The sequence below is a fragment of the Nonomuraea sp. NPDC054003 genome, from assembly GCF_055585125.1.
In genome coordinates this window covers 71,155-90,471 of record NZ_JBVJKR010000005.1, presented here as the reverse complement: position 1 = coordinate 90,471, position 19,317 = coordinate 71,155, and the positions used below count along the sequence as shown (strand labels likewise).

The 19,317-nt window shown below is 74.1% G+C and carries 21 protein-coding genes; 11 read left to right on the top strand and 10 right to left on the bottom strand.

Features of this window, described 5'->3' with window-relative positions; all coding sequences use genetic code 11:
• Positions 1–134: 134 nt before the first annotated feature.
• Complete coding sequence (locus ACZ6YG_RS14175) at positions 135–683, top strand: hypothetical protein (protein ID WP_271278801.1); 549 nt, start codon at positions 135–137, stop codon at positions 681–683.
• 199 nt (positions 684–882) lie between these two features.
• Here ACZ6YG_RS14175 and ACZ6YG_RS14170 read toward each other — a convergent pair whose 3' ends face one another.
• Both ACZ6YG_RS14170 and ACZ6YG_RS14165 read right to left on the bottom strand, forming a co-directional pair.
• A complete protein-coding gene (locus tag ACZ6YG_RS14170; protein WP_466018210.1) occupies positions 883–1,584 on the bottom strand; it encodes a sirohydrochlorin chelatase in 702 nt (233 codons plus the stop codon).
• Positions 1,581–2,750 carry a uroporphyrinogen-III synthase gene (locus tag ACZ6YG_RS14165; protein WP_219545738.1) on the bottom strand — a complete coding sequence of 390 codons (1,170 nt, stop codon included), beginning with the start codon at positions 2,748–2,750 and terminating at the stop codon, positions 1,581–1,583. The genes ACZ6YG_RS14170 and ACZ6YG_RS14165 overlap by 4 nt, the downstream gene beginning before the upstream one ends.
• 229 nt (positions 2,751–2,979) lie before the next feature.
• Between ACZ6YG_RS14165 and def the strand changes: the two genes are divergently transcribed.
• Positions 2,980–3,465, top strand: coding sequence for a peptide deformylase (gene def, locus ACZ6YG_RS14160; protein ID WP_219545739.1), 486 nt, complete (start codon positions 2,980–2,982; stop codon positions 3,463–3,465).
• On the opposite strand, the gene ACZ6YG_RS14155 is transcribed toward def, so the two are convergent.
• Genes ACZ6YG_RS14155 through ACZ6YG_RS14145 form a run of 3 tightly spaced genes read right to left on the bottom strand, consistent with a single transcriptional unit; the run spans position 3,401 to position 5,235 of the window.
• The gene (locus ACZ6YG_RS14155) at positions 3,401–3,679 is read right to left on the bottom strand and encodes a WhiB family transcriptional regulator (RefSeq protein ID WP_378524897.1); all 279 of its coding nucleotides are present in this window, start codon (positions 3,677–3,679) and stop codon (positions 3,401–3,403) included. The genes def and ACZ6YG_RS14155 overlap by 65 nt on opposite strands.
• 36 nt (positions 3,680–3,715) lie before the next feature.
• Positions 3,716–4,636 carry a glycosyltransferase gene (locus ACZ6YG_RS14150; protein ID WP_364230677.1) on the bottom strand — a complete coding sequence of 307 codons (921 nt, stop codon included), beginning with the start codon at positions 4,634–4,636 and terminating at the stop codon, positions 3,716–3,718.
• Complete coding sequence (locus tag ACZ6YG_RS14145) at positions 4,633–5,235, bottom strand: D-glycero-alpha-D-manno-heptose-1,7-bisphosphate 7-phosphatase (RefSeq protein WP_246640123.1); 603 nt, start codon at positions 5,233–5,235, stop codon at positions 4,633–4,635. The genes ACZ6YG_RS14150 and ACZ6YG_RS14145 overlap by 4 nt, the downstream gene beginning before the upstream one ends.
• Positions 5,236–5,405: 170 nt before the next feature.
• Here ACZ6YG_RS14145 and ACZ6YG_RS14140 point away from each other — a divergent pair, with 170 nt between their 5' ends.
• From ACZ6YG_RS14140 to ACZ6YG_RS14100, 9 genes are all read left to right on the top strand, one after another.
• The gene (locus ACZ6YG_RS14140) at positions 5,406–7,037 is read left to right on the top strand and encodes a carbamoyltransferase family protein (protein ID WP_364230674.1); all 1,632 of its coding nucleotides are present in this window, start codon (positions 5,406–5,408) and stop codon (positions 7,035–7,037) included.
• Positions 7,034–8,005 carry a glycosyltransferase family 2 protein gene (locus ACZ6YG_RS14135; RefSeq protein ID WP_466018209.1) on the top strand — a complete coding sequence of 324 codons (972 nt, stop codon included), beginning with the start codon at positions 7,034–7,036 and terminating at the stop codon, positions 8,003–8,005. The genes ACZ6YG_RS14140 and ACZ6YG_RS14135 overlap by 4 nt, the downstream gene beginning before the upstream one ends.
• Positions 8,002–9,036, top strand: a complete 1,035-nt coding sequence (locus ACZ6YG_RS14130; protein ID WP_466018208.1) for a glycosyltransferase family 9 protein — start codon at positions 8,002–8,004, stop codon at positions 9,034–9,036. The genes ACZ6YG_RS14135 and ACZ6YG_RS14130 overlap by 4 nt, the downstream gene beginning before the upstream one ends.
• Positions 9,033–10,220 carry a glycosyltransferase gene (locus ACZ6YG_RS14125; protein ID WP_466018207.1) on the top strand — a complete coding sequence of 396 codons (1,188 nt, stop codon included), beginning with the start codon at positions 9,033–9,035 and terminating at the stop codon, positions 10,218–10,220. Before ACZ6YG_RS14130 ends, ACZ6YG_RS14125 begins: the two co-directional genes overlap by 4 nt.
• 2 nt (positions 10,221–10,222) lie before the next feature.
• Positions 10,223–10,771, top strand: coding sequence for a D-sedoheptulose-7-phosphate isomerase (locus ACZ6YG_RS14120; RefSeq protein WP_148031393.1), 549 nt, complete (start codon positions 10,223–10,225; stop codon positions 10,769–10,771).
• Between the two features lie 1,154 nt (positions 10,772–11,925).
• Complete coding sequence (locus tag ACZ6YG_RS14115; RefSeq protein WP_466018206.1) at positions 11,926–12,882, top strand: PfkB family carbohydrate kinase; 957 nt, start codon at positions 11,926–11,928, stop codon at positions 12,880–12,882.
• The gene (locus ACZ6YG_RS14110; RefSeq protein ID WP_271278386.1) at positions 12,879–13,553 is read left to right on the top strand and encodes an SDR family oxidoreductase; all 675 of its coding nucleotides are present in this window, start codon (positions 12,879–12,881) and stop codon (positions 13,551–13,553) included. Before ACZ6YG_RS14115 ends, ACZ6YG_RS14110 begins: the two co-directional genes overlap by 4 nt.
• Positions 13,544–14,419 carry a glycosyltransferase family 9 protein gene (locus ACZ6YG_RS14105; protein ID WP_466018205.1) on the top strand — a complete coding sequence of 292 codons (876 nt, stop codon included), beginning with the start codon at positions 13,544–13,546 and terminating at the stop codon, positions 14,417–14,419. Before ACZ6YG_RS14110 ends, ACZ6YG_RS14105 begins: the two co-directional genes overlap by 10 nt.
• Positions 14,416–15,375 carry a UDP-glucuronic acid decarboxylase family protein gene (locus ACZ6YG_RS14100; protein ID WP_271278388.1) on the top strand — a complete coding sequence of 320 codons (960 nt, stop codon included), beginning with the start codon at positions 14,416–14,418 and terminating at the stop codon, positions 15,373–15,375. The genes ACZ6YG_RS14105 and ACZ6YG_RS14100 overlap by 4 nt, the downstream gene beginning before the upstream one ends.
• On the opposite strand, the gene mshC is transcribed toward ACZ6YG_RS14100, so the two are convergent.
• Genes mshC through ACZ6YG_RS14075 form a run of 5 tightly spaced genes read right to left on the bottom strand, consistent with a single transcriptional unit; the run spans position 15,372 to position 19,285 of the window.
• Positions 15,372–16,595, bottom strand: a complete 1,224-nt coding sequence (gene mshC, locus ACZ6YG_RS14095) for a cysteine--1-D-myo-inosityl 2-amino-2-deoxy-alpha-D-glucopyranoside ligase (protein ID WP_466018204.1) — start codon at positions 16,593–16,595, stop codon at positions 15,372–15,374. The genes ACZ6YG_RS14100 and mshC overlap by 4 nt on opposite strands.
• Positions 16,596–16,605: 10 nt before the next feature.
• Positions 16,606–17,256 (bottom strand): NRDE family protein, encoded by a 651-nt coding sequence (locus tag ACZ6YG_RS14090; RefSeq protein WP_148031388.1) that lies wholly within the window; start codon positions 17,254–17,256, stop codon positions 16,606–16,608.
• A 23-nt stretch (positions 17,257–17,279) separates the two neighbouring features.
• The gene (locus tag ACZ6YG_RS14085) at positions 17,280–18,044 is read right to left on the bottom strand and encodes an SCO1664 family protein (RefSeq protein ID WP_148031387.1); all 765 of its coding nucleotides are present in this window, start codon (positions 18,042–18,044) and stop codon (positions 17,280–17,282) included.
• Positions 18,041–18,589: a DUF3090 domain-containing protein gene (locus tag ACZ6YG_RS14080; RefSeq protein WP_219545751.1), complete on the bottom strand. Its 549-nt coding sequence runs from the start codon at positions 18,587–18,589 to the stop codon at positions 18,041–18,043. Before ACZ6YG_RS14080 ends, ACZ6YG_RS14085 begins: the two co-directional genes overlap by 4 nt.
• 9 nt (positions 18,590–18,598) lie before the next feature.
• Positions 18,599–19,285 carry a histidine phosphatase family protein gene (locus ACZ6YG_RS14075; RefSeq protein WP_148031385.1) on the bottom strand — a complete coding sequence of 229 codons (687 nt, stop codon included), beginning with the start codon at positions 19,283–19,285 and terminating at the stop codon, positions 18,599–18,601.
• Positions 19,286–19,317 lie beyond the last annotated feature (32 nt).

Sequence of the window (19,317 nt, the reverse complement as noted above, 5' to 3'; positions counted from 1 at the left end):
CTCCCGCCGAGCGGCCGCGGCCATGGGCGCCTTGGACGCCGGCGGACATTTGCGACTAAAAACCTAAACGCCGGACTTTTTCCGTACGCCGGTTCATAATCGGGTTTCCGCTGACCGTCCACGTGAGGCCGATCATGGCGATTCCGTCCGGAAGCCCGCACCTGACCAGCCAGGACACCAGGCGTCTGGTCCTGCAGATGGCCGCGCCCCTGCGTGAGGACGGTCCCGGCGGTCAGGTGACCCACTTCCTGGCCCTGCTCCAGGACCGTCTCCCCCTCTGGCTGGGCGTCCTGCGCGACCTGGAGCACCGCGCGGGCCGGGGTCAGGTGCGCGACAACCTCGTCGTGGTGGCGCGGGCCGGCATCGGCTACTACGCGGACGTGCAGTCGGCCGCGCTGCCGGTGTTCTCCTCCCCCGCGGTCACCGTGCGCTTCCGGCACGCGCTCAAGGCGAACGGGCTGGGACCGCCCGCCGAGGTGACCCCGCTCGCCTCGTACCTGCGGGAGGAACGACTGCTCGGCCGGGTGGCCGGGGAGGTCGACCCGGAGGCCAGCGCCCGGCTCCTGCTCGCCGGCTGCCTCCGCCACGCCTTCGTCGAGCTCTTCGTCGGCGCCGACGCCGGACCGTCACGCGAAACCGCCGCCGAGGAGATCGTCCGCGAACTACGGCTGGAACCCCGGTGAGACTGGAAAACGGGCTGAGCGGACCCCCGGGGCCGTCCTCCGGACGCGGCCAGAGCCACAGGCTGACGCGCGGAGGCCGCCCGGCGGTGCGGGGAGACCGCCCGGCGGTGCACGAAGGCCGCACGGGGATGCACGAAGGCCGCACGGGGATGCACGAAGGCCGCACGGGGATGCGGGGAGGCCGCACGGCGGTGGGGTGTCAGCCGGCTGCCGAGGTGGCCGTGTGGTGGCGCAGGGCCTGGTCGTGGCGGTGCCAGACCAGGGCGGCCAGGTCGGGGTCGGCGCCCAGCGGCGGGGTGACGAGGTCGGCGCCGGCGGCCGCCAGGCGGGCGTGGAAGAAGCCGGGCGCCAGCAGGTAGGAGGCGAGCGCCACCCGGGCCGCCGGGCCGGAGCGGAGCCGTTCCATCGTCTCCGCCAGCCCCGGCGAGCCGGAGGAGACGAAGGCGGCGGTGACCGGGCGGGACAGGCGGACGGCGAGCTGGTGGGCGGCGGCGCGCACGCCGGCCAGCGCGGACGGGTCGGAGGACCCGGCCGCGCCCAGCACGACCGCGTCCGTGGCGCGCAGCCCGGCCCTGTTGAGGCGACGGGCGAGCGTGGCTGTCAGCAGCCGGTGCGGGCCGAGCGGCGGGGCGACGAGAGCGCCTGGCCGGTGCTCGGCGAGCACCGCAGGCAGGTCGACGTGCACGTGGTAACCGCCGGCGAGCAGCAGCGGGACCACGACCACCGGCCCGGGGACGGCCGGCAGCACGTCACGCAGCAGCGGCGCGCTGATCTCCAGGTAGGCGAGCTCGACGCGGCGGCGGGGCCGGGCCGCGCGGACGGCTCCGGCCAGCGCGGACAGGGTGCGCTCCCCCTCCTCGCTGCGGGTGCCGTGAGCGGCCAGGACGAGCGTCGGGGTCACCGCGCGCCCTCGTACCGGCAGGCGAGCCGGTAGCCGCGCTTGACCACGGTCTCGACGATCCCGGCCGGCCCGAGCGCGCGGCGCAGGCGGGTGACGGCCATCTCGACCGCGTGCTCGGCCGAGTCCCTGACGGCGCTGCCGGGCAGGACGGTGCGCAGGTCGGCGCGGGAGACGACGTGGCCGGGCTTGTCGGCCAGGCGCTTGAGCACGGCCATCGGGGCGGGCGGCAGCGGCCGCAGTTCGCCGTCGACGACCACGGCGTGGCCGCGGATCTCCAGGCGGTGCCCGCCCGCTTCGAGCCGGGTGACGGACTGGGCGGGCAGGTGGCGGGCCAGGACGCGGGCGAGCGCGCCGAGCCGGGCCCGGTCGGGCTGCAGGGTGGGCACGCCGCGGTCGGCGAGCGGGCCCGCGGTGACCGGGCCGACGCAGGCGGCCACGACGGGGCCGGCGAACGCGGCCAGCAGGGCGTCCTCGGCCCCCTCCGCGCGGGCGGCGTTGAGCATGGCGTGCACGGCGGGCGCGCTGGTGAAGGCGACGGCGTCGACGGAGCCCGAGACCGTCTGGGTGATCAGGCGCCGCAGCGGCGACGGGTCGCGGTACGGCAGCCACCGGTAGACGGGGATCACGATCACCTCGGCGCCGGCCCCGCGCAGGTCGGCGACGAAGTCGGTCAGCGGCTCGCCGTGCTGCTGGACGGCGATGCGGCGGCCGCGCAGGTCCTGGGCGAGCAGGTAGTCCTTGACCTCGGCGCAGGATTCGGTGGCGGGGGTCCAGTGGTCGTTGAGCCCGGCGGCGCGGACCGCGCCTCTGGCCTTGGGCCCGCGGGTGAGCAGGCGTGCCCCGGCGAGGTGGTCGCCCAGGTCGGAGGAGAGGCCCCAGCCCTCCGCCGCGGCCATCCAGCCGCGGAAGCCGACGCCGGTGGTGACGACCACGTCGTCGACGGGCCTCTCCAGGCTCCGCCGGGTGGCGGCGAGCAGGTCGGCGTCCTCGGCGAGCGGGACGAGCCTGATGGCGGGGGCGCTCAGCACCCGGGCGCCGCGCCGTTCGAGCAGCGCCCCGAACTCCTCGCGCCGGCGGGTGGCCGTGACGCCGACGGTGAAGCCCGCCAGCGCGTCGGGCGCCGTCTCGGGCGAAAGGACGGCGTCCCCGATGGATGACCCGCTCATGCGAGAACCTCGTCGTGGATCGGGACACCCGGCCGGGCCCCGAGCACCCGGCCGGGCATCACACGTACGTGAACCGGAAGTGAGATCACGCCTTCATCGTGGATTCGGAGGGTTTCCGCGCTGGGTCTCTTCTGTTACCGCTGTGCTACAAGCGACAGCCCGCGCGGTTGGCGGCGGACCGGGGAGGGAAACCCGTCGGTGTGCGACGCGGCTATTCGGGGAGGCGCGGGTGACGGTGCGGCCGATCCTGGCTTTCGACGATCCGGCGCTCCGCTCGGTCGCGGAGCCGGTCAAGGACTACGACAAGGAGCTGCGCGGGCTGGTCAAGTCCATGACGGCGACGTTGCGGGCGGGCGCCGGCCGGGCCGGGCTGGCCGCTCCTCAGGTGGGGGTGCCGCTGCGGGTGCTCGTCTACGCCTACGAGGGCGCGTCAGGCCATCTCGTCAATCCGCGGCTGGAGCTGTCGGAGCGGCGGATCACGGCGGACGAGGCGTGTCTGTCGGCCCCGGGCGTGTGGTGGCCGCTGCGGCGCGCTTTCATGGTCGTCGCGCGTGGCCGCGACATGTTCGGCAAGCCCGTCACGGTGCGGGCGCTGGGCGTGCTGGCGAGGGTGCTGCAGCACGAGTCCGATCATCTGGACGGGGTGCTGTTCAGCGACCACCTGTCAGCGGACGAGCGCGAACGCTTTCTGGCCGCGGCGCTGCCCTCGGGATGAGCGCGCGGCGCTGTTCCGGATCCAGGCCGCCCCAGACGCCGTGCGTCTGGCCGCTGCTGATCGCGTAGTCGAGGCACGGCTCCCGTACGGGGCACGTGTGGCAGATCGTCTTGGCGCGTTCCACCTGCGACTGGCCCGGACCCTGGAGCGAGATCGGGAAGAACAGCTCAGGGTCCAGGTCAGAGCAGGCGGCCCTGCGTGACCAGTCGAGCATCATCATGCTCATCGCGCCTACCCAGCGCCTTAGGGGTCATACCTCTTCGAGCAGGCGGTCCCAGTCGAGCAGGAACCTGTCGAGCCCGTAGCGCGCCAGCGCGGCCGTCCGCGCGGCCTTGCCTGCCTGGGCGGCCCGCTCCGGGTCCGCGGCGAACTCCCTGAGCGCCTGGGCCAGCACGTCCACCCGGGTGGAGACGACGCCCGCCTCGGGCGGCACCGCCTCGACGGCCTCGGTGGCGGCCAGCGCGACCACGGGCATGCCCAGGGTCATCGCCTCGATGAGGGCGAGCCCGAGCGAGGTCCACCGGTAGGGGTGCAGGTAGACCCGCCGTCTGGCGAGCTCGGCGTGCATGCGGGCCTGCGGCAGGTCCTCGTACGTCCCGTACGGGAGACCTTCCACCTTCATGCCGAACAGGTCGAGCGGCACCTCGGCGGCGAAGCGCGGCAGCAGGTCGGTGCCGGCCACCCGGGTGCGCCGGACGGGCTCGTTGACCACGACGCCCGCCCTGGGCAGCTCGCCGGTGTAGAGGTGGCCGGGGTCCACGACGCCGTGCTCGACGACCCTGGTGGGAGCCCGGCCGTTGTCCCAGAACAGCTCGTTGAAGTGGGTGACGTGCACGAGCGTGATGTCGGAGCGGTCCGCCAGCGGGTGGCGGGTGCGGGGCACGTCGCCGACCGGCGTGTTGTGCTCGACGTAGACGCCGGGCAGGTCGCGGCCGAGCCACTCGCGGGCCAGGTCGAGCTCGTGCGGGCGCTGGTAGACGACCACGTCGACCGGCTCGTCGCGGAGCCGGTCCCACGGCACTTCCCGGGCGCTCCCGGGCCACGGATAGGTGTCGGCCCGTCCCCTGCCGTCGGGGCCGCGGCCGGGGACGAGCGGCAGGACGTACTCGTGGCGGCCGTGCACGAACGAGGTGGTCCACGAGCCGTGGACGTGCCAGAGGAGGATCCTCACCAGCGGCTCCAGCCGAGCGCCCGCGACCAGGCGGAGCCGCCGGCGGCGACGGGGGCCGGCGCGGCGTCCGCCTCGCGCAGCAGCCGTTCGGCCACGTCGGTGAGGTCGTCGGCGACCTCGGGAGCGTGCTCGATCTCCTCGCGCCGCGTCTCCACGGTCGGCACCAGGATGCCGCGCGCCCCGGCGGCCCTGGCCGCCTCCATGTCGCGGCCGATGTCGCCGACCATGACACACTCGCGCGGGCTCACGTCCAGCACCGCGGCGGCCCTGATGAGCAGGCCGGGCGCGGGTTTGCGGCAGGTGCAGCCGTCGCCGTCGTCGTGCACGCAGATCGCCCACGCGTCGAACGGCCCGAGCAGCTCCTCGACCCGGGCGTTCACCTGTTCCATCTCGTCCGCGGTGATCAGGCCCTTGGCCACGCCCGACTGGTTGGTCACCACCGCCACCGGCAGGTCGGCGCGGCGCAGCCTGCTCAGCGCCTCCAGCGCGCCCGGCATGGGCCGGACCCGGGCCGGGTCGCCGTTGTACGGGACATCCCTGATCAGGGTTCCATCCCTGTCGAAGAGCACCGCCCCGGGACGTCGTTGTTCGAACACCATCCACCTCCGTCGCGTGGCCCACAGCTACCCGGCGCCATATCGGGCAAACAACTACTTAGGGTGACCAGACGCCAGAGTTCGGGAGTGTTTGCCCATTTCAGCGAGGGGGGTGCGTTTGAGGAGCGCTCCTCTCGGTAGCCGTTCTCCTAATCTTCGCAGGAAGGGAACCGATGAGATTTCTCGGCATCAACGCGATCTTCCATGACCCCGCGGCGGCCCTGGTCGTGGACGGGAGGGTGGTCGCCGCCGCGGAGGAGGAGCGGTTCAGCCGGCGCAAGCACGGCAAGCGCCCGCTTCCGTTCTCCGCGTGGGAGCTGCCGGAGCAGGCGGCCGCCTGGTGCCTGCGGGAGGCGGGCATCGGCCCCGAGGACGTCGACGCGGTGGCCTACTCCTACGATCCCGCCCTGGTCGAGCAGCGCCCGGACGGCGACTGGGAGGACCTGCGCACCCGCTACGCGGTACGCGCTCCGCTGTTCCTGTCCACGGCGCTGCCGGGGCTGGACGCGGCGCGGGTGCGGTTCGTGCCGCACCACATCGCGCACGCCGCCTCGGCGGGGCTGGCCTCGCCCTGGCGCGACTGCGCGGTGCTGGTGTGCGACGGCCGCGGCGAGAACGTCTCCCACCTGGCCGGCCGCTACACCGGCGGCGAGCTGGAGGTGCTGGCCGCCCAGCCGCTGCCGCACTCGCTCGGGCTGATGTACGAGGACGTGACCGAGCACCTGGGATTCCTGCGCTCCTGCGACGAGTACAAAGTGATGGCGCTCGCCTCGTACGGGCGGCCGCGGTTCCTGGAGGAACTGCGCGAGCTCGTCTACGCGACGGGTGACGGCGGTTTCCACGTGACGCCGATCGAGTGGGGCGGGTACGCCAAGGCGCTGCGCAAGGGCGAGCAGTGGACGGACGACCACGCCGACCTGGCGGCCAGCGTGCAGGCCCGGCTCGAAGAGGTGCTGCTGGACCTGGCCCGCTGGCTGCACGAGCGGACCGGCGAGCGGCGGCTGGCCCTGGCCGGCGGGGTCGCGCTGAACTGCGTGGCCAACACCCGGCTGCTGGCCGAGGGGCCGTTCGACGAGGTGTGGGTGCAGCCGGCCGCCGGCGACTCCGGCACCGCGCTGGGCGGGGCGCTGCACCTGGCCCAGGTGCACGGGGAGCCGGCCGCCCCGATGAGCACCGCGGCCCTCGGCCGCGGCTTCACCGACGAGGAGCTCGGGGCGTGGCTGGACGTGGCCCGCGTCCCGTACACGCGGCCCGCCGACCTGGCGGCGGCGGTGGCGGACGAGCTGGCCGCCGACCGGCTCGTCGCCTGGTTCCAGGGGCGGTCGGAGTACGGGCCGCGGGCGCTCGGCCACCGCTCGCTGCTGGCCCACCCGGGGCACGCGGCCAACACCGAGCGGCTCAACGACGTCAAGGGGCGCGAGCAGTTCCGGCCGATCGCGCCCATGGTGCTGGAGGACCGGGCCGCCGCCGTCTTCGGCCGGGGGCCGGTGCCGTCGCCGTACATGCTGTTCGTGCACGACGTGCTCCCCGGCTGGCGTGAGCGGGTCCCCGCCGTGGTGCACGTGGACGGGACCGCCCGGGTCCAGACCGTCTCCCCCGCCGCCGATCCGCTGATGGCGCGGGTGCTTGCCGAGTTCGAGGCGCGGACGGGGCTGCCCGTCGTGGTCAACACGAGCCTCAACACCGCCGGGCGGCCCATGGTGGACGACCCGCGTGACGCGCTGGAGTGCTTCGGGTCCTCGCCGGTGGAGGTGCTGGCCCTGGGGCCCTACCTGATACGGCGGGGGGAGGTGTTCGCGTCGTGATCACGGTGGTGATCCCCACGATCGGGCGGCCGAGCCTGCGCGCCACGCTGGCCGCGCTGGCGGACGTCCCGGTCGTGGTGGCCGACGACCGGCCGGGCGCCGCCGAGCCGCTGGAGGTTCCCGGCGGCGTACGGGTCGTGCGCTCGGGCGGGCGCGGGCCCGCGGCGGCGCGCAACGCCGGCTGGCGGGCGGCGGACACGCCGTGGGTGGCGTTCCTGGACGACGACGTGGTGCCGTCGCCCGGCTGGGCGCGCGCGGCATGGAAGGACCTGGCGGACCTGCCGGAGGACGTGGGGGGCAGCCAGGGGCGGATCATGGTGCCGCTGCCGTCCGGGCGACGGCCCACCGACGGCGAGCGGCACACCGCCGGGCTGGTGGACGCCGACTGGCCGACGGCCGACATGGCCTACCGGCGCTCGGCGCTGGAGCGGGTGGGCGGTTTCGACGAGCGGTTCCCGCGCGCCTACCGGGAGGACGCCGACCTGGCCCTGCGCGTGCGGCGGGCCGGTTACCGGCTGGTCAAGGGTGCGCGGGTGACGGTGCACCCGGTGCGCGACGACGGTTTCTGGGCCAGCGTCAGGTTCCAGCGCGGCAACGCCGACGACGCCCTGATGCGCCGCCTGCACGGGCCGGCCTGGCGCGCGGCGATCGGCGTCCGGGGCCGCCTGCGCCGCCACGCCCTCACGACGGCCTTCGCCGCCGCCAGCCTCGCCCTTGGCACCGCCTACAGCCTGACCGCTCACAAGGCCGCCTTCTCTCGTTGGAGGCGCGTCAGAGGGCCGGTCGAGGCCGGGGCCTGGCTGGCGGGGGCGGGGTGGGTGCTCATGACCGGGGAGTTCGTGTGGGCCCGGGTGCGGCCGGGGCCGCGGAACCCCGGCGAGGTGGCGCGGATGGCCGTCACCGGCGTGCTGATCCCACCGGTGGCCTGCTGGCACCGGCTCAGGGGGGAATGGGAGGTGCGGCGATGAGCGCTCCGCGGGTGCTCGTGGCGCGGCTCGACGACGCCGGGGACGTGCTGCTGGCCGGCCCCGCCGTGCGGGCCGTGCGCGGGCGGGCGGGCGAGGTCGTCTTCCTGGCCGGCCCCCATGGCAGCGCGGCCGCCGGGCTGCTGCCCGGGGTGGACCGGGTGGTGGAGTGGCGGGCGCCGTGGATCATGAGCGAGCCGCCGCCCGTGACGCGGTCCGAGGTGGACGCGCTCGTCCGGGAGGTACGAGGCTGCGAAGAGGCGCTGATCCTGACCTCGTTCCACCAGTCGGCGCTGCCGCTGGCCCTGCTGCTGAGGCTGGCAGGGGTACGGCGGATCGCCGCCATCAGCGACGACTACCCGGGCTCGCTGCTCGACGTGCGCCACCGGGTCGACGAGAGCGTCGACGTGCCGGAGGCGGAGCGGATGCTGGCGCTGGCCCGCGCCGCCGGGTTCGAGCTGCCGCCCGGCGACGACGGCAGACTCGCAGTTCGACAGCCACTTCCGGATATCAGCCGAGAAACAGGGCAATTGCTCAATGTCGGCGGCGTTGCCGACAAAGGCGCGTATGTCGTGGTGCACCCTGGGACCTCCGCTCCCGCCCGGACCTGGCCCGCAGAGAGGCATCGCCAGACCGTACGAGAGCTGGTCCACGACGGGCACCAGGTCGTGGTCACCGGCAAGGAACGCGATCTCACCGCCTTCGTCGCCGGCGAGGACGCCGTGGACCTCGGCGGGCGGACTTCGTTCGCCGAACTCGCGGCCGTCCTCCAGCGTGCCGGGGTGCTCGTGGCGGGCAACACCGGCCCGGCACACCTGGCGGCGGCGGTCGGCACGCCGGTGGTCAGCCTGTTCGCCCCTGTCGTCCCCGCCGAGCGGTGGGCCCCGTACGGCGTGCCCACGGTGCTGCTCGGTGACCAGCACGCGCCCTGCCGGGCGAGCAGGGCGCGCGTCTGCCTGGTCCCCGGGCACCCGTGCCTGTCGCAGGTGACGAGTGAGCAGGTGGTCAAGGCAGTGAGGGAGCTGACGCAGTGAAGATCGATCTCATCTCGGAGCACGCCGACCCGCTCGCCGCGATCGGCGGCGTGGACTCCGGCGGTCAGAACGTGTACGTGGCCGCGCTGGCCACCGCGCTGGCCGCGCGCGGCCACTCGATCGTCGTGCACACCCGTCGCTCCCACGCCGCCCAGCCCTCGTCGGTGCGGCTCTCCCCCCGCATCGCCGTCGAGTACGTGCCGGCGGGCCCGGCGGCCCCGGTGCCGAAGGACGAGCTTCCCCCGTACATGCCGGAGTTCACCGACCGGCTGGCCGACCGCTGGGCGCTGCGCGCCCCCGACGTGGCGCACGCGCACTTCTGGATGAGCGGGCAGGCGGCGCTGCAGGCGGCGGACGGGTTCCCGGTGGTGCAGACGTTCCACGCGCTCGGCACGGTGAAGCGGCGCTGGCAGGGCGGCGCCGACACCAGCCCCGCGCACCGCGTGGCCACCGAGCGGGCCATCGGCCGGCGCGCCGACGCGGTGCTGGCGACCTGCGGCGACGAGGTCACGGAGCTCGTCGCGATTGGCGTGCCCGAACGGCGGATCACGGTCGTGCCGTGCGGTGTCGACCTGGAGACGTTCTGCCCGGACGGGCCGGTGGCGCCGCGCACGGAGGGGCCCATGGTGCTCAGCATCGGCCGGCTGGTGCCGCGCAAGGGCGTCGACACGGTGATCGCCGCGTTGCGCCGGCTGCCCGGCGCCGAGCTGGTCATCGCGGGCGGGCGGACCGACGACGAGGAGGCGGTGCGGCTACGCGAGCTGGCCGAGGGCTACGGGCTGGCGGACCGGGTGCACGTGATCGGCAGCGTGCCGCGCGAGCACGTCCCGGCGCTCATGCGCGCGGCCGACGTGCTGGTCACCGTGCCGTGGTACGAGCCGTTCGGCCTGGTGCCTGTGGAGGCGATGGCGTGCGGCGTGCCGGTCGTGGCCTCGGCGGTCGGCGGCCACCTGGACACCGTGGCCGGCTGCGGGCTGCTGGTGCCGCCGCGAAGGCCGAGGGCGCTCGCCAGGGCGCTGAAGGAGGTGCTCGGCAGACCGGACATGCGCCGGGAGATCGGCGGGGCCGGCGCACGCCGGGCCCGGGAACGGTACGGCTGGCCGCGCATCGCCGAGCAGACCGAGGCCGTGTACACGCAGGTGATCGACGGACAGCCGCGCCGTCTCGCCGCGCTGGGGGGGTAATCATGGACACGCATCTGGAGAAGCTCCGCACGGCCCTGACCAGGGTCGACGACCACGCCACCACGATCCGCGCCTGGGGCGGCAAGCTCGGGGGCGTGCTCGCGGCCGGGGGCAGGCTGCTGGCCTGCGGCAACGGCGGGTCGGCGGCCGAGGCCCAGCACCTGACGGCCGAGCTGGTCGGGCGGTTCCGCGCCGACCGGTCGCCGTACGCGGCGATCCCGCTGCACGCCGACACCTCGTCGCTCACCGCGATCGCCAACGACTTCGGCGCGGACGAGATCTACGCCCGCCAGGTGCACGCGCACGGCCGTCCGGGCGACGTGCTGATCTGCCTGTCGACAAGCGGCCGCAGCGCCAACGTGCTGGCCGCGGCGCGGGCCGCCCAGGAGCGCGGAATCCTGTCGTGGGCGCTGACCGGGCCCGCGCCGAACCCGCTCGCCGACCTGTGCGACGACGCGGTCGCCGTGCCCGCCGACGAGACGGCCACGGTGCAGGAGGTGCACCTCGCCATGATCCACATGCTCTGCGACGCGGCCGAGGAGGCCCTGTGACGGATCCACGGCGGGGCCGGGACGTCCATCGCGGTCCCCCGCCGCCGGGTCCGCTGGTCGTGATCGGCGACACGCTGCTGGACGTGGACGTCGACGGCGAAGCCGTGCGGCTCTGCCCGGACGCGCCGGTGCCGGTGGTCGACGTGACGGCCGAGCACGCCCGTCCCGGCGGGGCGGGGCTGGCGGCGCTGCTCGCCGCCCGTGACGGCGCCGACGTGGTGCTGATCACCGCGATCGGCGACGACCCGGCTGGGCGCCGCCTGTGCGGGCTGCTGTCGGCCGAACTGGAGCTGGTACGACTCCCGCTGCGGGGCGAGACCGTACGCAAGACCCGCGTACGAGCCGGAGGCCAGACACTCCTGCGCCTGGACACCGGCGACGGAACCGCCCCACCCTTCCCAGACGCGCCCACGACCGGACCCGCCCACCAGGACGAAGTCCCACCGCGAGAAGCCCCCGAGACCAGAGACGCGCACTCTGACCCCTTCGACCACCACGCCCGACCCGCCGACGACCACACACCCGCCACAGATCAAACCCCACAAGACACAGACAGCCACACCATCGCCGCAGGCGAAAATCCGCAGCACGCGAACGTGACCGCCTCCAACCCACACACGCTGGAACCGAATCCAACCGCCGCAGGCGGAAACACAACCACCGACCCACACACCCCGGAGCCGGACCCAATTCTCGCGAAGGGAAACGCCCGCGACGCAGACGTGATCGTCACAGGCGGAAACACGATCGCCGACCGGCACACCCGGGAAGGGGGCCCAACCGCCACCAACAGAAGCGTGCGCGACACCGAACTGACCGCCGCAAGCGGAAGCGCGAGTGCCGCCAACCCACACACGCCGGGACCAGACCCAACCCTCGCGAACGGAAACACGCCCAACGCGGACATGACCGCCGCAAGCGGAAGCGGGAGTGCCGCCAACCCACACACGCCGGAATCGGACCCAACCGCCGCTAGGGGAAACACGCGCGACACGGACGTGACCGCCGCAGGCGGAAGCGTCAGTGGTGCTAAGCGACACATGGGGGAGTTGGGGCCGGATGCCGGCGTCCAGGGCGTGACGGCCGAGGGCGTGGATACGGCCGTCGTGGGGGGACATCTGGCCGCTGGGGATGGGTATGCGCGGGCGGTTGAGGTGGTTGCCGCAGCGGGGGCGGTGCTGGTGGCGGATTACGGACGGGGGGTGACGGCGGTGGCGCGGGAGTTGTTGCGCGGCTGTGCGGCGCCTGTGGTGTGGGATCCGCACCCGAGAGGCGTCCGGCCGCCCCGGGGATGCGCGCTGATCACGCCGAGCGAGGCCGAGGCCAGGTTGCTGTGCCCGGGCGAGTTCCCGGGCGCCGACCGGGCGGCACGCGCCATCCGGGAGGAGCTGGACGCCGGCGCGGTCGTGGTCACCCGGGGCGCCGGGGGCGCGTCCCTGGCGCTGGCCGACGGCACGATGCTCAAGATCCCGGCGCCGGTCCGGGCGAGCGGCCAGGACCCGTGCGGCGCGGGCGACCGGCTGGCCGGCGCCGCGGCGCTCGCGATGCGGGCCGGGGCCGGCGTGGCGGAGGCGGTGATCACGGGCGTCGGCGAGGCCTCGCGGTTCGTCGCCGGCGGCGGCGCGGCCGCCGTCCGCGTCCAGGAGCAGGAGCTGGGCGACAGGCCCCGCACCGCCGTCGAGGTGGCCGAGCTGATCCGGGCGTCCGGCGGCCGGCTGATCGCCACCGGCGGCTGCTTCGACCTGCTGCACGCCGGGCACGTCAGCCTGCTGCGGCGGGCCCGCGCGCTCGGCGACGCGCTGGTCGTGTGCGTCAACTCCGACGAGTCCGTGCGCAGGCTCAAGGGCCCGTCGCGCCCGATCGTGGACGTGACCGACCGGGTCGAGGTCCTGCGCGCGCTGAGCTGCGTGGACGCGGTGCTGGTGTTCGACGAGGGCACCCCGGTCCGCGCGATCGAGCTGCTCCGCCCCGACGTGTGGGTGAAGGGCGGCGACTACGAGGGCGGCACGCTGCCCGAATCCGAGGTCCTGGCCGGCATCGGCGCCGAGACGGTGGTGCTGGACCTGCTGCCGGGACGTTCGACAACCAATCTGATCAAGGAGATCCGATGAACGTACTGATCACGGGGGGCGCCTCGGGCCTCGGCCTGGCCACCGCGGAAGCGGTCGAGAAGGAGGGCTGGCGATCGTTCGTCGTCGACGTCCGCGAGCCGAGCCAGCGCTTCGAGCACGCCACCGCGGACCTGGCCGATCGGGAGCAGGCCGAGCGCGCCGTCCGCGAGCTGGCCGAGCGGGCCGGCGGGCTGGACGCGGTCGTCACCGCGGCCGGCATCGACCGGTGCGGGCGGCTGGAGGACGTGCCCGCCGACGACTGGGAGCAGGTGGTCAAGGTCAACCTGCTCGGCACGGCCTCCGTCGTGCGGGCCGCGCTCCCGTACCTGAAGAGGTCGCGCGGCCGGATCGTCACCTGCGCGTCCACGCTCGGGCTGCGCCCGCTGAGCGACGCCTCGGCCTACAGCGCGTCGAAGTTCGGCGTGGTCGGGCTGACCCGGGCGCTGGCGGTCGAGCTGCGCGGCGAGGTGGGGGTCACCCTGCTGGTGCCGGGCGGCATGCGGACGGGCTTCTTCGACGGCCGGCCCGAGCAGTACAAGCCCGGCCCGGAGGCAGGGCTGAACGACCCCGCGGACGTCGCCCAGGCGATCGTGTTCGCGCTGGGCAGGCCGGTCGGCTGCGAGATCAGGGAACTCGTCGTCTGCCCGGACACGGAGACATCATGGCCCTAGAACTCCTGGTGCTGCGCGGGCTGGGGCTGGGCGACCTGCTCACCGCCGTGCCCGCGCTGCGCGCGCTGCGCCAGGCGCATCCGGAGCACCGGATCACGCTCGCCACCCCGGCCTATCTCGGCCCGCTGCTGCCGCTCACCGGCGCGGTGGACGAGCAGATCGACGTGTCCGGGCCCGGCCCGGTGCCGTTCGAGCGGCCGGACCTGGCGGTCAACCTGCACGGCCGGGGCCCGCAGAGCATCGAGGCGCTGCGCCGTACCGAGCCGGGACGGCTGATCAGCTACGAGACCGGCCCGCCGTGGCAGGACGGCGTGCACGAGGTGCGGCGCTGGTGCGACCTGCTGAGGTGGTACGGCATCCCGGCCGACCCGCAGGACCTCACGCTCGGCGTCTCCGACCGTACGGGGCCGGCGATCGTGCATCCCGGCGCCGCCTACCCGGCCAGGCGCTGGCCGCCGGAGCGGTTCGCGAAGGTGGCGGCGCTGCTGGACGACGACGTGGTCGTCACCGGCAGCGCCGAGGAGGCCGGGCTGGCCAGGAGGGTGGCCGAGCTGGCCGGGCTGCCGGCGGATCGGGTGCTCGCCGGCAGCACCGACCTGGCCGAGCTGATCGAGCTGGTGAGCAGGGCGCGCCTGGTGGTGTGCGGCGACACCGGCGTGGGCCATCTGGCGACCGCGTTCTGCGTGCCGTCGGTGGTGCTGTTCGGGCCGGTCTCCCCGGCGCAGTGGGGGCCGCCGCCCGGGTGGCGGCACGTGGCGCTGTGGGCGGGCAGCCGGGGGGACCCGCACGGCGACCAGCCGGACCCGGGCCTGCTGAAGATCGAGGTATCCGAGGTCGTCGACGCCGCGATGGAGGTCACGTCATGAGGGCGCTGGTCACCGGAGGAGCCGGGTTCCTCGGCTCCCACCTGTGTGAGCGGCTGCTGGACCGGGGGGCTGACGTGGTGTGCATGGACAGCTTCCTCACCGGCGGGCCGCGCAACGTGGAACACCTGGTCGACCGTCCGTCGTTCCGCATCATCGAGTGCGACCTGACCGGCTACGTGCACGTCGCCGGTCACGTGGATCTGGTGCTGCACTTCGCCTCGGCCGCCTCGCCGGCCGACTACCTGCGCTACCCGATCGAGACGCTGCGCGTCGGCAGCGTCGGCACGCTGCACGCGCTCGGGCTGGCCAGGGAGAAGGGGGCCAGGTTCGTGCTGGCGTCCACCAGCGAGGTGTACGGCGACCCGCTGGAGCACCCGCAGCGCGAGACGTACTGGGGGAACGTCAACCCGGTGGGGCCGCGCAGCGTCTACGACGAGGCCAAGCGCTTCGCCGAGTCGCTGACCACGGCCTACCGCGACTCGCGCGGCACCGACACCGGCATCGTGCGGATCTTCAACACGTACGGTCCGCGCATGCGGCCGTTCGACGGCCGTGCCATCCCGACGTTCATCCGGCAGGCGCTGACCGGCGAGCCGATCACCGTCACCGGCGACGGCTCGCAGACCCGGTCGATCTGCTACGTGGACGACACGGTGTCGGGTGTGCTGGCCATGGCCGAGAGCGACTTCGACGGCCCGGTGAACCTCGGCAACCCGGACGAGCTGACCATGCTCGACCTGGCCACCATGATCAAGGAGCTGACCGGGTCGGCGTCGCCGATCGAGTTCGTCGAGCGGCCGGAGGACGACCCGAAGGTGCGCCGGCCGGACACCACGCTGGCCGCCGAGCGGCTCGGATGGACGGCGAAGGTGCCGGCCGGTGAAGGGCTGCGGCGCACCATCGAGTGGTTCGCCCGCGAGCTGGACGGTCACCGGCCGGCCCGGATGACGGTCTAGAGCGCCACGCCGAGCAGGGCGTCGGCCAGGTCGCGGACCAGGGCCGGCGCCGCCCGGTCGCTCCCGCCGCCGTCGAGGGCCTCGCCGGCCCACCGGTCGACGGCGGCCACGGCGCCGGGGGCGTCGAGGTCGTCGGCGAGCCGGTCGCGCACCTCGGCCAGCAACGCCTCCGCGGGCGGCCCGGCGGTCACGGCCACGGCGGAGCGCCAGCGCTCCAGCCTGGCCTCGGCGTCGGCGAGCAGGTCAGGGGTGTAGTCCCAGTCGGCGCGGTAGTGCCTGCACAGCAGGACGAGCCGGACCGCCATCGGGTCGTGCTCGGCCCGCAGCTTGGAGACGAACACCAGGTTGCCCCGCGACTTGGACATCTTCTCGCCGTCGAGGCCGACCATGCCGGCGTGCGTGTAGAAGCGGGCGAACGGCCACTCGCCGGCGGCCGCGTACCCCTCGGAGGCGCCGCACTCGTGGTGCGGGAAGATCAGGTCGGAGCCGCCGCCGGCCACGTCGAAGCCGGGGCCGAGGTTGTCGAGGGCGATCGCGGTGCACTCGACGTGCCAGCCGGGCCTGCCGCGGCCCAGCCGCGAGTCCCAGGCGGGCTCGCCGGGCCGCTCGGCCCGCCACAGCAGCCAGTCGAGCGGGTCTCGCTTGCCGGGCCGCTGCGGGTCGCCGCCCCGCTCGGCGGACAGCTCCAGCATCCGCTCCCGCGAGTAGCCGGAGACCTCGCCGTAGCGGGGGGCGGCGGACGCGTCGAAGTAGACGTCGCCGTCGAGGGTGTAGGTGACGCCGCGCTCGGCCAGCTCGCCGATCAGCTCCGCCACCCGGCCGACGACCTCGGTGACGGCGACGTACTCGCGGGGCGGCAGGATGCGCAGCGCCTCCATGTCGGCGCGGAACAGGTCGATCTCGCGCTCGGCCAGGCTCTGCCAGTCGACGCCGGTCTGCTCGGCCCGCTCCAGCAGCGGATCGTCGACGTCGGTGGCGTTCTGCGTGTAGTGCACGGTGTGGCCGGCGTCGCGCCACATCCGGCCGACCAGGTCGAAGGCGAGGTAGGTGTTGGCGTGGCCGAGGTGGGTGGCGTCGTAGGGGGTGATGCCGCAGACGTACATCCTCGCGGTCGGCCCGGGATCGGTCTGCCGGACCTGCCGGGACGCGGTGTCGTAGAGCCGCAGGGGGACGCTCGCGCCGGGGAGCCTGGGAACGTTGGGGGCGGACCACGATTTCATGTCTTCGAGCCTATCCGTGCTGATCAGCGGTCATGTCGGTGAACTCGTACGTCACGCCGTCCGGCGCCAGCGTCAGGAGGGTGACGCTGAGGGAGGCGAAGACGCGGCCGTCGGGCAGCTCGTGCCGGACGATCAGCGCGTCGGGGGCGTCGGAGGGCGGGTCGCGGAGCGGCTCGTGCCAGTCGGCGTCGCCGGCGAATCTCGGCAGGTTGGTGGTGACGCGCTCGTGGCCGGGGTCGAGCCCGGTGTTGACGATCACGCTGGTGCCGTCGGGCAGCTCGGCGGCTTCCAGCCGGTGCCCGTCCCAGCTGAAGACGCGGGCCCCGGACAGGCCGGCGAGCACCAGGTGGAACGGGTCGTAGCGGGTCAGGTCGACGTCCGGCATCTCGCCGGAGGAGACCGCGAGCAGCGGCAGGTCGCCGCGGGAGAGCTTGCTGATCTCGGGGGCGGGCAGCCCGCGGCCGTTCAGCAGGGCGGCGGCGCGGCGGGCCTGCCGGTCGACCGCGAGCCAGGTGCCGCCCGCCTTGAGGTCGCGCCCGCCGACGACACCGGGATGGTCGGGCCAGTGTTCGGCCGGGCCTTCCCACGGGCGGTCGGCGAACTCGTCCCTGATGCCCATCAGGGTCAGGGGCCGACCCGTTCTCACGATCACCGTGCACATGCGGCAAAGCGTACAAAACTGCTCTAGATGGGCGGCCAGGGGATGGCAGGCCAGCCCTCGAAGGGGTACGGGTGCACGCCGGTGTCGAGCAGCCGCCGCACCCGCTTCCAGGTCGCCTCGACCTCGGCCGTCGTCAGCAGGTCGCGCAGCTTGCGGCCCAGCGAACCGGAGTCGAGGTCGCGCTCCAGCTTGGCCAGCACGCCCACCGCCTCGCGCGACAGCGGCTTGCCCCGCCACTGCCACAGGACCGTGCGGAGCTTGTCCTCCACCGCGAAGCAGACGCCGTGGTCGACCCCGTAGACGTGGCCGGTCGGCAGCGGCAGCAGGTGGCCACCCTTGCGGTCGGCGTTGTTGACCACCGCGTCGAAGATCGCCATCCGGCGCACCACCGGGTTGCGGCTGCGCACCAGCCGCATCAGGTCGATCTCGCGCTCGGTGTCGATCCACAGCTGGCACATGCCGGGCCCGAACGGCCCCTCGCGGTAGACCGTGGGCGGCACGATGTGCCAGCCGGTCGCCTGGGAGACCTCGTAGGCGGCGACCTCGCGGGCGGCGAGGGTGCCGTCGGGGAAGTCCCACAGCGGGCGCTCGCCGCGTACCGGCTTGTAGACGCACGCGACCGCGCGCTCGCCCAGCCTGACCGTGCAGTAGAGGGTCATGTTGGTGGCTTCGACGAGGCGCCCGGCCATCTCCAGGCGGCCGTCACGGAGCAGCTTGAGCGTCTCCTCCTCGTCCATGGCCGAGGGGAGGGCAGGCCTGACGGCGGGCTCGCTCTCCGGAGCGGTCATGAAGCCGCCTCACCTCCGCGGTAGCCGTTGAGACGTACGCACACGTGCCCCTCGGCGTCGAGCGGCTGCCCGCAGAGCGGGCAAGGCGGGCGGCCCGCCGCGACGATGTCCAGCGCCCGCCGGGTGAAGGCCCTGGCGGCGCCGGCGCTGATGCGGACCCGCAGCACCGCGGGCTCGGGCGCCCCGAGGTCTTCCTCGTCGACCATCTCCTGGGCCTCGATGACCACCTGCGACCTCTCGGGGTCCCACGCCAGCGCCATCGTGCCGACCCGGAAGTCCTCGGCGACCGGGACGTCGAGCGGGCCCTCGTCGGCCAGCTCGGCGGGAGCGATGGCGGGCACCTGGGCGGTGCCTCCGCTGCGCCGCAGCACCTCGTCGAGCAGCTCTTCGAGCCTGCCCGCGAGCGCGGCCACCTGCAGTTTCTCCAGCGCGACCGTGGTCAGTCTGCCCTCGGCCCTGGCCTGGAGGAAGAAGGCGCGCGCGCCCGGCTGGCCGAGGGCGCCCGCCACGAACCTCTCCGGCGGGTCGTAGTCGAAGACCGGCATAGCCTGACCTTACGTGGTCCCGGGCCCGCCGCCGACGGCGGCATCGCTCCCGGTGGAGTTTTCTCCCCCGTCTTTCTCCTCCGAATCCTCAGAAAGCTTCAATTCCCCCATATCGTTAAGTTTGAGAACAAAGGGACGCAAGGGGGCATAGCGAATAACGGTGAGAGCGGCCGGATCAGCGGTTATCCGCTGAAACTGATCGAGGTGGAGCCCCAGAGCGTCCGCGACGATCGCCTTGATCACGTCTCCGTGACTGCACGCCAGGTAGACAGCCTTCTCCCCCAGACGTCGATTCCAGCCCCGGATGGCGGCGACGGCGCGGTGTTGCATGGCGGTCATCGCCTCCCCGCCGGGGAAGACCGCCGCGCTCGGGTGGGCCTGCACCACCGGCCAGAGCGGATCCTTGGCCAGCTCCTTGAGCTCGCGCCCGGTCCAGTCGCCGTAGTCGCACTCCAGCAGCCGCTCGTCGGTCTCGACGGGCAGGCCGCGGCCCGCGGCGACGGCCTCGGCGGTCTCGCGGCAGCGCTCCAGCGGGCTGGAGACGATGGCGTCGAGGCGGACGCCGGCGATCCGCTCGGCCAGCGCGGCGGCCTGCGCCCGGCCGGCGTCGCTGAGGTGAACTCCAGGTGTGCGGCCGGCCAGGACCGGCCCCGTCAGATCGGTCAGCCCGTGACGGGCCAATAGCAGCGTCGTCATCCACCCAAGTGTCGCAGGCGTCTGTCGCGGTG